We start from the raw sequence: 12487 nt of genomic DNA on the forward strand, positions 1-12487 counted from the left end.
TTTAATTTTTTCGGATTGTTTGCATTATTTCAGGAATTTCAGAATATGAATCAATCCATATCGTTTTAATTCCAAAAGATTTTAAATCATTTTCTTCAAAAGATTCAATTGTATCAATTAAAGTTAAAACAGTTTCATCTAAATGTAAATTAGATATTGATTTTTCATTCATTAATTCTTGATTCTGATTTAAAAGTAAATTTAGGGCTTTTTTTACATCTTCTGGCTTATATTTAATTTTAAATATATAATGGAAACCTTTTTTAGATGTCCTTTGTTGATTTGAAATATCTAAAAGTCTTCTAGTATTAGGATCAGTAAGAGACGTACCAATAAATAAGCAATTATTTTCTCTAAATTTATTTATCTGAACAATATTGTTCCAACTATAAATATCAGTATATTGTTTATGATAAACGCTTTCTCCAAATGTAATTTGATTAGCTTCTGATAATTTTCCATTTTCAGGAAGATAGCCGTGAACATGATAGATTGGTAATTCTCCAGTATCAACATCAATACCATTACCATAAATAATTTTATATGGTAAATCTAGGCTACTCTTTTGAATACTATATTCAAGAATATCGTCAAAATTATATGTAATAATACAGTTTAAGTTTGGACTTTTACCTGGTGCAATGCAATATCTTACAATCTCATCCATTAATGGAGATGATGTATTTCTTATTATTTCTTGATATAGAATTTTTCTTACTTCTTCCTCAAACGATAGATTATTACTTTCAAAATATTTCTGTAAATATCGTCCTGCAATTAATGGACTTGGATTAAAAATTTTGGCAAAAAGTTTTGATAAAATACTAGAAGCATTTTTTTCTTTTTCTAAAGTAGTTACCATTAATTTCTGAAGTAATATATCCCAACCTGGTAGTCCATAAGACATTGATACTCCAGCACCTAATACTAAAACAAGTTTATCTTTTTTGTAATTTTGCTTTATTTCCTTAATTATTTCATTTCTATCGGCTTTTGTAAAATTATGGCCTAATAAATCTCTAAACCTTTTGAAAACATCATGATAATCTTTTTCAATATATTTTTTTAAATATTCATTTGTTTTAAGGAATTTTTCATCTGAATAAACAGGAACAGAAATACGAGAATAAGATTCAATAAAATTTTCGGCTTGTTCTAGGTTCTCTTCCTTATTAGATTTATCATTCTGATTTTCAATTTTATTTGATCGTCTAGGCATTTGTTATTTTTTAGATATATTTAATGTATTCCAATTTATATATTGTTTTTCAAATAATATTACGGGAATCCGTATTAGTATATTTAAATAATCTATGTAAACAAAATCTTTGTTAATATTCTCTAAGTCTAAATTTTATCCACAACCTTCTTCGGCAATATTTTCATCAGCTGAGGTTTCTGGTTTTTTTCAAGAATGATAAGTTTCCAATTCTTATTATCTCCTGAAATGGCACAGGCTTTCATTTTGGTATTGATGATATAATAATCTCCCTTTTGAACATGCTGCACATTTCCATTACCAAACTGTTTGGTAATAGACTGTCTGATCTGTTTTTTCATCTCTTCAGCTACCGGAAGTTGAGACCAGTCAATTTTCAGATTCATTTTGAACGAATAATCCGTAACAGAAAAATATTCATTGCCAATCTTTTCCGGTTTTTCAACACTGTGAATAACAAATCTTTGAACATCTGTTTTCATATAGGGATTATCATAAGTGAAAGTGAGCATACTCAACATCTTATCCTTTGGAGTAATCGTAAAATACTTAGGATGAATGAGGTCAACGGTATTGTTTATGTTTTTTGTTTGCAAGCTTCTTGCAAATGACGCCAGTGTCTTTTTGATCCCTGCAACAGAAGCATTATCTTTTGTCTGGCAATAAGAAAATAAGGAGAATAAAGAAAATAGAATGATAAATACTTTTGTTTTCATAGGTATTGTTTTATAGTAAACGTTTTTGCAATTCACTTTCCTTGATCACTTTTTCAAGTCTTGAAAGTCTGGTTTTTTCCTGTTTGGCATTCATGATCCAATGGGTAATTACTTTTTTATAGGAAGGAGCCTGATTGGTGAAAAATTCCCAGGCTTTTTTATGGGCTTTAAACTGTTTTTCATATACAGAATTAAATTCAATAGCCTCTTTTTCATGGGAATATACCCTCGATTTTTCTTCCTTTCTCAATTCAAAAGCTTTTTGTCCTGCAGGTGTCATCAATCCTGCTTTGGTGAGTTCTTCCACCTTTTTAATATTGATGGCGCTCCAAATGCTTGTTGGTTTTCGGGGTGTGAAACGGATGGAGTAGCTTTCTTCATCAATAGATTTTCTTACCCCGTCGATCCAGCCAAAGCAAAGCGCCTGATCTACAGATTCAGACCAGCTCATGGAAGGTTTTCCACTTCCTACCTTATAAAAACCTACCAGAAGTTCTTTTTCTATCTGATGGTTTTCTTCAAGCCATTTCCTGAAATCATCCTGGTTGGAAAAAAAGGTAGCAGACATTTGTAGTGAGTTTTAGTGATTTACTTAATGTGTCAATATAAATGATGATCTGTTACAAAAGCTTCGGGCTGAAATGAAATTTCAGCCCGAAGTGTACAATATAAAATAATTTAGCTTAGTCCCAAAGAGTTCCATCCAATCCCAAAACAATTCCCATCCAAAGCGTAACGATGAAAGCAAAGAAGCTGATAATGGTTACAACAATTTTTTTCCAGGGAGTCTGAATATTCAAAAATGCAGGAGAAAATAAAAGAAAACCTCCGAATGCTCCTGCAAGAGGAGTAATAATTAAAGGTCTGATCATCCAGAATTTTCCCCATTCCGGTTTTGGCTGGTCTACCGAAAGGACGAAAAACAGAATGATAAACAATGCGACTATTGCACCCAAAAGTACTTTTTTTACTAAAGACCCTGTGTTGATAGTTTGAGTAGAATGTGCCATGATCATGTGTTTTTAAATTTTAATTCGTTTTTAAAAGAACTTTGAATTACAAAGTAATAATAAATTTTGAAATTAAACAAGAACTTTTTAATAATTCTGTGAAATTAAATCGAAAAAAATAGCAGATAATAAATTCAGGGCCTATTCTTCAAGTCTCCAATGATTCAAAACAAGACTGATAATAACATCATTCCACATTTCGAAATTTTTTAATTTAGGTTGAATAGGAATAATGCTGGTTTTGATCCACTCATTTCTTCCAACAATGTACATCATAGTATTATAATTTAATTTTTTGTTGAAAGGATTACTTACTTTCAGTATCATTCCTTCGCTCTTTCTTCCGGATACATTTTGGGAGAATTCTATTTCAATTGTTTTTGCAGGATTTTTATTTTCCTTGACCACTTTCATGGATTGGATATCATTACCTTTTACTTCTGCTTCAAGGAAGAGATGTTCACCTGGATAGATTTGCAAAATATTATCTTTCACAAAATATTTTGATTTATTTACCTCTTGTTGATAAAATTGAGTACTGTCTACAGGTAATTTTAAGGTAAATGCTTCACGGAATTCAATTTCATTCTGGGCAAAACAAAAATTAGAAATAATACTTAATAAGAAGATGAGAAAGCCGTTTATTTTCATGATTGATTTAATAATAATTCAAAAATATCAAATTTTGGATTATTTAATAGCTGGGAGCTTAAAATAAAAAGTACTTCCCTGATTCAACGAACTGTTCACTCCAATTTCCCCATGCTGTTTCTCAATAAAATTCTTGGAAATGGCTAAGCCCAAACCTGTTCCGTTCTGCTGTTCTCCCGGAACCTGAAAATAGCGGTCAAAGATCTGACGGTGGTACTTTTCATCAATTCCGTTTCCGGTATCCGTCACACTGAAAGTGATCATTGAATCAGATTTTTCCACCAAAACTTTAATAGTTTCATCCTGGAAAGAATGCTTAATGGCATTGCTCAGAAAATTATTCATCACCCAAACCGTTTTATCAAAATCTGCAGAAACAAAATCCTGATCATTCAAAAGGAATTCCGGGCTGATGGAAATATGCTTTTGCTCAGCCAGTTTTTCAACATTTTTGATGGAAGCTTGAACGATTTCTTTTGGTGAGCATTTTTCAATACTCAAACGGATATTGCCGCTTTCAACTTGGGATAAATTCAAAAGTTCTCCTGTAATATCTAATAATCTTTGCCCGTCTTCATTGATACTTTTCAAAAGTTCCTGTTGCTGTTCGTTCAATTCCCCGAATTTCTGATTGTTCAAAAGCTGAACACCCATTTTTATAGCAGAAATTGGTGTTTTCAGTTCATGGGAAATCGTGGCAATAAAATTGGTTTTGGCGAAATCCAGTTCTTTAAAAGGTGTAATATTTCTTAAAAGAATCACTTTTCCGATATATTTTTTCTCCTTTTCCCCTGTTTTCACAATATTGATGGGGATAATATCCTGCTCAAAATAATTTTCCTTATTATCAGTCATAATTTTGATAGGCTCTTTTACAGGATGATCGATATTTTTAAGGAGTTCCCTGATCAGATCATTGTTGACGGCGACTTCATGAACGGTTTTTCCAATAATCTCTTCTTTGCGTAGGTTGGTAATCTTTAAAGCCTCGTCATTGATCATGTAGATATAATGATTCTCATCCAGCCCGATCACGGCATCATGCATATTATTAACAAGAGTTTCAATACGTTTTTTATCCATCAGCTGCTTCGAAAGAGTACTGCTTTCATATTCCTGAAGTTTTTCCGCCATTACGTTAAAGGAGTTCGCAAGATCATTGAACTCTTCACTTCCTTTAAAATGTACCCTTTCATTATAATTTTTATTCGCAATCTGTTTGATACTGAAAGTAAGCTGATTGATAGGCTCTGCAATCGTTTGAGGTAAATTGAAAAGAAGGACAAAAGCAATTAAAAAACACACAGTACCTATGCTGACAATCCAAAAAGTAGCATTTTCGGCCGTAATGATGGCAATATCACTTTTTCTTTCAATGCCTTTCATGTTCAGAGACATAATCTTCATCAGATCTTCGCGGATCAGTTTTTCCTTTTCGGAGTTGGGTTGTTTCAGGTAATCATTAAAATGGAGGCTCAGATTCTGGGTAGCTTCCTTTTCTCCGAATTCCGTCAGGTTTTTTTCCTGTAAGGCATTGTATTTCTGAAAATCTTTAACCGCTACAGCACTGTCTGTACTTATTTTGTCCAGAGCCAATAGCATATTTTTAGAAAATTCAATACTGTTGTAATTGGCGGTAAGGATTTTTTCCGTGTCGGATTTAAGTTTATTGATGTACACCGATGCGATCACTGAAAGCAAGACAATCAGTAAAAATAAAAGACCAACACCTAAGGTGAGTTTCGTTTTAAGTTTCATCACTTTTAAGATAAAATAATAATATCGATCTGCTTTTCATTCAGCCTGTTCATCAGAGTATAGATCCAGCTGTACCCGGAAATCCTTTGCCAGAACTTCGCATGAGGCTTTCCTATACAAACGGTGGTGATATTGTGCTGAAGTACATAATCCAGGATTCCTTTCTGAACACTGTCTTCTTTTACCCGGATTACTTTAGCACCCAATTCCTGTGCTAAGTTAAAGTTATTAATCAAAAACCGCTGCTTGTTGAGCGCTATTTTTTCAAAGCTTTCGGAAGGTTTCTGAACATAGAGAACAGTCCATGGGCTGTTATAATAACTGGCTAAACGGGCTGTTTTCCGGATGATATTTTTAGAAATGACCTCATTGCTGCTGATGCAGGCAAGAAATTTTATAGGCTTGAAATTCTCTGTTTTGATTTCAGTTTCTACTTTTCTCTCCACATGAGTAGCCACTTCTTTCAAAGCCAGTTCCCGAAGCTGTAAAATATGCCCGCTCTGGAAAAAATTCGTTAAAGCAGTCTGTATTTTCTCTTTTTTATAGATTTTCCCTTCTTTTAAACGGGTTAAAAGCTCATCCGCAGTTAAATCTATATTCACCACTTCATCCGCAAGAGCCAGGATTTTATCAGGAACACGTTCAGACACTTCAACGCCTGTGATGGTTTTTACTTCCTCATTCAGGCTTTCAATATGCTGAATATTCATGGCACTGATCACATTGATGCCGCTGTTGAGGATCTCAAGGACATCCTGCCACCTTTTCTTATTTTTAGAGCCTTCTACGTTCGTATGCGCCAGTTCATCCACCAAAACCACTTCCGGATGTTCATTGATAATGGATTGTACATCCATTTCCTCAAGGCTTTTTCCTTTATAGAAAACAGATTTTCTCGGAATTTCAGGAATTCCTTCTACCAAAGCTTCAGTTTCCTCTCTTCCGTGGGTTTCTATATAACCGATTTTTACGTCAATGCCATTCCTGATCAGAGAATGAGCTTCCTGAAGCATACGGAACGTTTTCCCGACACCTGCACTCATCCCGATATAAATCTTAAATTTTCCCTTTCGGGATTTTTGAATAAGCTCTAAAAAATCTTTGGCTGAAGACATTGATTTAATCTTTTTTAATTTGAATTTATGAGACATCATATGGCTGGAAACCTGAAGAATGAGGCTGGATGTTAACAGCACACTGCTTTATTTCCAACCTCCAACTCCCATCTTCCCTCTTAATTAAAACCAGGCTGCAAGGCTCGTTGTAAGAAAGAAATTCCCTTTTTGATATTCATCATTTTTCACAAAAATGGCATCTTTGGAGGTAAATCCTCTCGCTTCCGTGCGGAAAACCACATTTTTAAGAATGGCGTAATCCACATTCAAAGAATACCCGAAAGTCTGGAATCCGTTCGGTGTTCCCGTACTGATGATGACTCCGTTTTTATCATTATAATATTCCGCTCTTCCGGCGAGAGCCCATTTCTCATTGAACTGATATTTCATTAAGACATTCGGGCTATACCAGATATTGTAACTCTCACTTCCTTTAGATTTCTGTTCTGCTCCGATATCAAAACCAAACAATGTCGAAAACTGATCTGTCAATTGGAAATTGGCATACAGATCATGGAAATACCGCATTCTTTTTTCGTCTTTAGGTTTGTCATTCCCGATGAATGAGCTGCTGTTCAATGTTATTTTATCATTCGGTTTATAAGTTACCTGATGCCCGAAAGAAATACTTTGGTTACCCGCTGCTTTAGCAATTCTCTGCCATCCGTTTAAAGCCATTCCGCTTATAAACCATTTTCCGTTGTCAGAAGTATAGGAAACTTTGGCTCCCGTCTCAAAATAAGGTGAATTTTCAGCGGCAAAGCTCCTCGTCAGATTCACATTATCTTTTCCTATGGCACTTTCCCAGCCAATATGGGAAGGGAAAATCCCTGCATCAATCCAAAGGTTTTTGTTTTTTGAAATTTTCACTCCTACGTTAGCTTCGTTTACATATCGCAGTGCGTCCTGTTCAGCAATTAAATTGTCCTGTGCATACGTTCCTGCCATCAAAGCGATGTTGGCCCGTAATTTTTCACTCTGATAGGCCGCTTTTACAAATCCGAGGTTCAAATTAACTTCATTGTGCCTGTTATAGGAATAAAGAAAGTTTTGACGAATATGATTGGACGGCTCATTGAAATCATATGTGTAAAATAATTCAGCATATGCAGAAAATGTAACCAGATGATGGGCTTTCAATGAATCTGAAGTTTGTGCTTTCGAGAGAAAAATGCCCATTAATAGAGTTGGAATGATATATCTTTTCATAATTTTTATAAAGTTTACGGTATTTTTTACCACAAAAGTCACAAACGCTTTTCCGATACTAAGTTATTTAAAGTTCCTTCAAATATTCTTTGTAAAGACGCTTAAGTTTAAAAAAATCACTTTGATTTTCTAAAATGCTAGAATAAAAACTTTTGTGTCTTTTGTGGTTTAATTTTTTTGTTCATTATTGTAATTGATCCAAGGCGATGTTAAGTCGTAAAACATTCACTTTTGAAGGACCAAAAAGGTGTAAAAATGGAGCTTCTGTGTGATTTTTAACTAAATTTTCAACAGCTTTTTTCGTGAGATTTCTCTCTTTTGCAATTCTTTTTACCTGATATAACGCTCCTTCTTCCGAAATATCAGGATCTAAACCACTTCCGCTTGCTGTAACCAGTTCGACAGGGATTTTTACATTTTCCATACCCGGATTCTGCATTTTCAACGTATCAATTCTTTTCTGTACGGTTTGCAGGTATTCTTCATTGCTTGGCCCTTTGTTGCTTCCCGCACTTCCTGCCGCATTATAATCCACTGCAGAAGGACGCCCGTGAAAGTATTTTGGAGACTTAAAATCCTGTCCGATATTGGTATAGAATTTCTGTCCTTTATAATTAATGGTTTCTGCATTTCCCTGCGTAGGCAATACTTTTGAACCTGCGTACACAACAGCTAAATAAATACCTGTAATAACCAGCATCACAAAAGTCAGTCTGAATGCTGATACAATATAATTTTTCATTTTCTTAAATTTAAAAGAATAAACTGATAAACAGATCAATAATTTTTATTCCGATGAATGGTGCGATAATTCCTCCCAAGCCGTAGATCAAAAGGTTTCTTCTCAATAAAGCACTTGCCCCGATCGGTTTATAGGCGACTCCTTTCAAAGCTAAAGGTATCAGAATCGGAATGATGATCGCATTGAAGATAATTGCCGATAAAATGGCAGATTCAGGGCTGTGAAGATTCATGATATTCAGCTTCTGAAGTGCCGGAATAAAAGTGATGAACAGGGCCGGAATGATCGCAAAATATTTGGCAACATCATTCGCAATACTGAAAGTAGTTAATGTTCCCCGTGTCATCAGCAACTGCTTCCCGATTTCAACAATTTCGATCAATTTGGTAGGATCATTATCTAAATCCACCATATTTCCTGCTTCTTTGGCAGCCTGTGTTCCGCTGTTCATGGCAACACCTACATCGGCTTGGGCAAGGGCAGGAGCATCATTGGTTCCGTCTCCCATCATGGCAACCAGTTTGCCTTCCTGTTGTTCTTTTTTGATGTAATTCATCTTATCTTCCGGCTTGGCTTCTGCAATGAAATCATCAACCCCCGCTTTTTCCGCGATGAATTTTGCGGTTAAAGGATTGTCTCCCGTTACCATCACCGTTTTCACACCCATTTTTCTTAATCTCTGGAAACGCTCCTGAATTCCTGTTTTGATGATGTCTTGGAGCTCAATAACACCCCATACTTTTTCATTCACGGAAACCACCAAAGGAGTTCCCCCGTTTTCAGAAATTTTGGTTACAGCGTCCTGAGTTTCCTGAGGGAAAATATTTCCCGCTTTTTCAGTGATTTTTTTAATGGTGTCATAAGCTCCTTTTCGGATCCTTGTATTTTCAAAATCAATTCCGGAAGTTCTGGTTTCGGCGGTAAAATCAATATATGTGGGGTTGGAAACGATTAAATCTTCTGTATTTAACTGGCTTAATTCAATAATCGATTTTCCTTCCGGTGTTTCATCAGCAACCGAGCTTAATGCAGAGGCTTTGATGAACTCATCAAGCTGGATATTATTTGCAGGATGAAATTGAGTGGCTTTACGGTTTCCAATGGTAATGGTTCCTGTTTTATCCAGCAGCAGAACGTCAATATCTCCGGCTGTTTCTACCGCTTTACCACTTTTTGTGATGACATTGGCTCTTAAAGCTCTGTCCATTCCGGCAATCCCGATTGCAGAAAGCAGACCTCCAATTGTTGTCGGAATCAAACAAACGAAAAGTGAAATAAAAGCCGCAATGGTAATGGGAGTCTGCGCATAATCTGCAAAAGGCTTAAGAGTCACCGTCACGATAATAAATGTGAGAGTGAATCCCGCTAAAAGTATGGTTAATGCAATTTCGTTAGGCGTTTTCTGTCTTGAAGCTCCTTCTACAAGAGCAATCATTTTATCCAGGAAAGATTCGCCCGGTTTTGTGGTGACTTTCACTTTAATTCTGTCCGAAAGTACTTTGGTACCTCCGGTTACAGAGCTTTTATCACCTCCGGCTTCACGGATTACGGGTGCACTTTCTCCGGTGATCGCTGATTCATCAATTGTTGCAAGACCTTCAATGATTTCCCCGTCCATCGGAATCTGGTCTCCTGCTTCACAAAAGAAAATATCTCCCAGTTTCATTTCGGCAGACTTTTTCAGAATGGTTTCTATCTGAAAACCGGGTCTGTCTTCGATAACCAGCTTTGCCGGAGTTTCTTCACGGGTTTTTCGTAAAGTATCTGCCTGTGCTTTTCCTCTTGCTTCTGCGATGGCTTCTGCAAAATTGGCAAAAAGAACGGTGAAAAATAAAATAATGAAAACTAAAAAGTTATAAGAAAAACTGCCTTGTGTTTGATTTCCCGTTAAGCTGAATACACTTACGATGAGCATAACCACCGTCCCGATTTCCACCAGGAACATGACAGGGTTTTTAAACATGATTTTCGGATTCAGCTTGACGAAAGACTGTTGAATGGCCTCGTTCACCAAATCTTTTTGAAACAATGTCTGTGATTGATTTTTCATTGCTTTGAATGGTTAAATTTTGATTTTCAAACCATTAAGAAGGAATTAAGTTGTAAGTTTAAATGATATTCTTACATTTCATCACTTCTTAATTTCCTTAATGGCTTAATCTTTTAATATTTGAATTTTTAAATCTTTTAATGTGAAAAATACTGAAGCTGTTCTGCAATTGGACCTAAAGTAAGAGCAGGGAAGAAGGACAATGCGGCAATAAGTAAGATCACGGCTAAAGTCATGAATCCAAAGGTAGCGGTATCCGTTTTCAATGTTCCCGCGCTTTCAGGGATGTATTTCTTCTGTGCCAATAGTCCGGCAATGGCAATGGGGCCGATAATCGGGATAAATCTCGATAAAAGCAGTACAATTCCGGTTGAAATATTCCACCATGGTGTATTATCGCCCAACCCTTCAAACCCTGAGCCGTTGTTTGCGGAAGAAGAGGTGAATTCATACAGCATTTCGCTGAATCCGTGAAAGCCCGGATTATTTACTGTTTTTGCTCCAAATTCCGGGAAGTAAGCCGTTAATGCTGTCCCTACCAAAATTAAGAAGGGGTGAAATAAAGCGACGATCATCGCAATCTTCATTTCTTTGGCTTCAATCTTTTTTCCTAAAAATTCAGGAGTTCTTCCTACCATTAAACCGCTGATAAATACGGCAAGAATGATGAAAATGAAATAATTCAGGATTCCCACCCCGCAACCTCCGTAGAAGCAGTTTATCATCATCGCAAGAAGCTGGTTCATTCCTGAAAGTGGCATCGTGCTGTCGTGCATAGCATTTACAGAGCCGGTTGAAATGACGGTTGTGGCAATGCTCCAATAGGCTGAAGCAGCACTTCCGAAACGGATTTCCTTACCTTCCATAGCTCCCAGATGACTGTCTGTATCCATTTGAGTAATTAATGGATTTCCGTTGGTTTCATTAATGATATTAGGAATGGTGAGAGCCAGAAAACCAATGGTCATCACAGTGAAAATTGTCCACGAAAGCTTTCTTTTGTTTAAATAGAACCCTAAAGCAAAAACTAAGGCAAACGGAATGATCATTTGGGTGACCATTTCAGTGATATTGGTGAGATAATTCGGGTTTTCCAACGGATGTGCTGAATTAACTCCGAAGAAACCTCCACCGTTGGTTCCTAAATGTTTAATGGCAATAAAAGCAGCAGCCGGACCTCTGGAAACATCCACTTTCTGGCCTTCCAGAGTAGTAATGTGATCTTTTCCTTCGAAAGTCATCGGACTTCCGTTCGCAGAAAGGATAAATGCCACAACAATACTTATCGGAACAAGTACCCTGATAATGGATTTGGTGAAAAAGTCATAAAAGCTGCCTAATTCTGTTGTCGTTTTATCTTTAAATGCCTTGAAAAGCACTGCCATTGCAGCCATTCCTGTTGCAGCCGTTACAAACTGAAGGAACATCAGATAGAGCTGGCTTAAATAGCTTACCCCCGTTTCTCCCGAATAATGTTGTAAATTACAGTTGACCAGGAAAGATATAGCCGTATTAAAAGCAAGATCAGGAGACATATCAGGATTTCCATCCGGATTGAGAGGAAGCCATGACTGATTTAGTAAAATGAAAAAACCTATGATCAACCACACGAGATTGATGGTTAACATAGCATACATATTTTGTTTCCAGGTCATCTGCTTCTGGGCGTTGATGCCTGAAATTGTATAAATCAATTTTTCTATCGGTGCAAAAACCGGATCTAAAAACGTTTTTTTATAGCCATACACATTAGCTATATATTTACCTAAAAATATACCGATAACCAATGTGATCAAGAACATCGCAATGATGCCTGCAATTTCTGTATTCATGATGATTTAAAATTTTTCAGGTTTCATTAAAACATAACAGATGTACACAAAGGCCAATATTGAAAGTACAAGTAAACTCCACATAGCATTCTATATTTTATCAAAAAATTCTACAGATTTATATAACAGCCAAAACATAACGATACACAGAAGTATCAAAAGAGCTAACATCATGACAGTTTTAC

Annotated in this window: 12 protein-coding genes; all 12 read right to left on the reverse strand. The window is 35.9% G+C overall.

Translation table 11 applies throughout. The features are described 5' to 3' along the window. Position 1: 1 nt before the first annotated feature. Positions 2–1219, reverse strand: a complete 1218-nt coding sequence (locus ACGHIN_RS02345) for an SIR2 family protein (RefSeq protein WP_390450475.1) — start codon at positions 1217–1219, stop codon at positions 2–4. Between the two features lie 128 nt (positions 1220–1347). Then, positions 1348–1935, reverse strand: coding sequence for a hypothetical protein (locus ACGHIN_RS02350; protein WP_390450477.1), 588 nt, complete (start codon positions 1933–1935; stop codon positions 1348–1350). A gap of 10 nt (positions 1936–1945) precedes the next feature. Continuing rightward, positions 1946–2503 (reverse strand): YdeI/OmpD-associated family protein, encoded by a 558-nt coding sequence (locus tag ACGHIN_RS02355; protein ID WP_390450478.1) that lies wholly within the window; start codon positions 2501–2503, stop codon positions 1946–1948. Positions 2504–2618: 115 nt separating this feature from the next. Further along, a complete protein-coding gene (locus ACGHIN_RS02360) occupies positions 2619–2945 on the reverse strand; it encodes a potassium transporter KefB (protein WP_390450479.1) in 327 nt (108 codons plus the stop codon). A 141-nt stretch (positions 2946–3086) separates the two neighbouring features. Then, entirely contained in the window at positions 3087–3596 is a 510-nt protein-coding gene (locus ACGHIN_RS02365; protein WP_390450481.1) for a hypothetical protein, read from the reverse strand. Between the two features lie 39 nt (positions 3597–3635). Then, on the reverse strand, positions 3636–5354 hold the full coding sequence (locus ACGHIN_RS02370; protein WP_390450483.1) for an ATP-binding protein: 1719 nt from the start codon (positions 5352–5354) through the stop codon (positions 3636–3638). Positions 5355–5359: 5 nt separating this feature from the next. Continuing rightward, complete coding sequence (locus ACGHIN_RS02375) at positions 5360–6469, reverse strand: sensor protein KdpD (RefSeq protein ID WP_390450485.1); 1110 nt, start codon at positions 6467–6469, stop codon at positions 5360–5362. A 123-nt stretch (positions 6470–6592) separates the two neighbouring features. Beyond that, the gene (locus tag ACGHIN_RS02380) at positions 6593–7678 is read right to left on the reverse strand and encodes a porin (protein ID WP_390450487.1); all 1086 of its coding nucleotides are present in this window, start codon (positions 7676–7678) and stop codon (positions 6593–6595) included. A 184-nt stretch (positions 7679–7862) separates the two neighbouring features. Further along, positions 7863–8420: a potassium-transporting ATPase subunit KdpC gene (gene kdpC, locus ACGHIN_RS02385; RefSeq protein WP_390450489.1), complete on the reverse strand. Its 558-nt coding sequence runs from the start codon at positions 8418–8420 to the stop codon at positions 7863–7865. A 10-nt stretch (positions 8421–8430) separates the two neighbouring features. Continuing rightward, on the reverse strand, positions 8431–10470 hold the full coding sequence (kdpB, locus tag ACGHIN_RS02390; RefSeq protein ID WP_390450491.1) for a potassium-transporting ATPase subunit KdpB: 2040 nt from the start codon (positions 10468–10470) through the stop codon (positions 8431–8433). 137 nt (positions 10471–10607) lie between these two features. Next, positions 10608–12302: a potassium-transporting ATPase subunit KdpA gene (kdpA, locus tag ACGHIN_RS02395; protein ID WP_390450493.1), complete on the reverse strand. Its 1695-nt coding sequence runs from the start codon at positions 12300–12302 to the stop codon at positions 10608–10610. A 6-nt stretch (positions 12303–12308) separates the two neighbouring features. Next, positions 12309–12386 (reverse strand): potassium-transporting ATPase subunit F, encoded by a 78-nt coding sequence (locus ACGHIN_RS02400; protein WP_390450700.1) that lies wholly within the window; start codon positions 12384–12386, stop codon positions 12309–12311. Positions 12387–12487: the final 101 nt, after the last annotated feature.

It is taken from the genome of Chryseobacterium barbadense, from assembly GCF_042849955.1.
GTDB lineage: Bacteria > Bacteroidota > Bacteroidia > Flavobacteriales > Weeksellaceae > Chryseobacterium.

Coding starts and splice junctions, on each gene's coding strand:
- kdpC (WP_390450489.1), bottom strand. CDS start 8,420: ATGAAAAATTATATTGTATCAGCATTCAGACTGACTTTTGTGATGCTG.
- ACGHIN_RS02350 (WP_390450477.1), bottom strand. CDS start 1,935: ATGAAAACAAAAGTATTTATCATTCTATTTTCTTTATTCTCCTTATTT.
- kdpA (WP_390450493.1), bottom strand. CDS start 12,302: ATGAATACAGAAATTGCAGGCATCATTGCGATGTTCTTGATCACATTG.
- ACGHIN_RS02400 (WP_390450700.1), bottom strand. CDS start 12,386: ATGTGGAGTTTACTTGTACTTTCAATATTGGCCTTTGTGTACATCTGT.
- ACGHIN_RS02370 (WP_390450483.1), bottom strand. CDS start 5,354: ATGAAACTTAAAACGAAACTCACCTTAGGTGTTGGTCTTTTATTTTTA.
- ACGHIN_RS02380 (WP_390450487.1), bottom strand. CDS start 7,678: ATGAAAAGATATATCATTCCAACTCTATTAATGGGCATTTTTCTCTCG.
- ACGHIN_RS02345 (WP_390450475.1), bottom strand. CDS start 1,219: ATGCCTAGACGATCAAATAAAATTGAAAATCAGAATGATAAATCTAAT.
- ACGHIN_RS02365 (WP_390450481.1), bottom strand. CDS start 3,596: ATGAAAATAAACGGCTTTCTCATCTTCTTATTAAGTATTATTTCTAAT.
- ACGHIN_RS02375 (WP_390450485.1), bottom strand. CDS start 6,469: ATGTCTTCAGCCAAAGATTTTTTAGAGCTTATTCAAAAATCCCGAAAG.
- ACGHIN_RS02360 (WP_390450479.1), bottom strand. CDS start 2,945: ATGGCACATTCTACTCAAACTATCAACACAGGGTCTTTAGTAAAAAAA.
- ACGHIN_RS02355 (WP_390450478.1), bottom strand. CDS start 2,503: ATGTCTGCTACCTTTTTTTCCAACCAGGATGATTTCAGGAAATGGCTT.
- kdpB (WP_390450491.1), bottom strand. CDS start 10,470: ATGAAAAATCAATCACAGACATTGTTTCAAAAAGATTTGGTGAACGAG.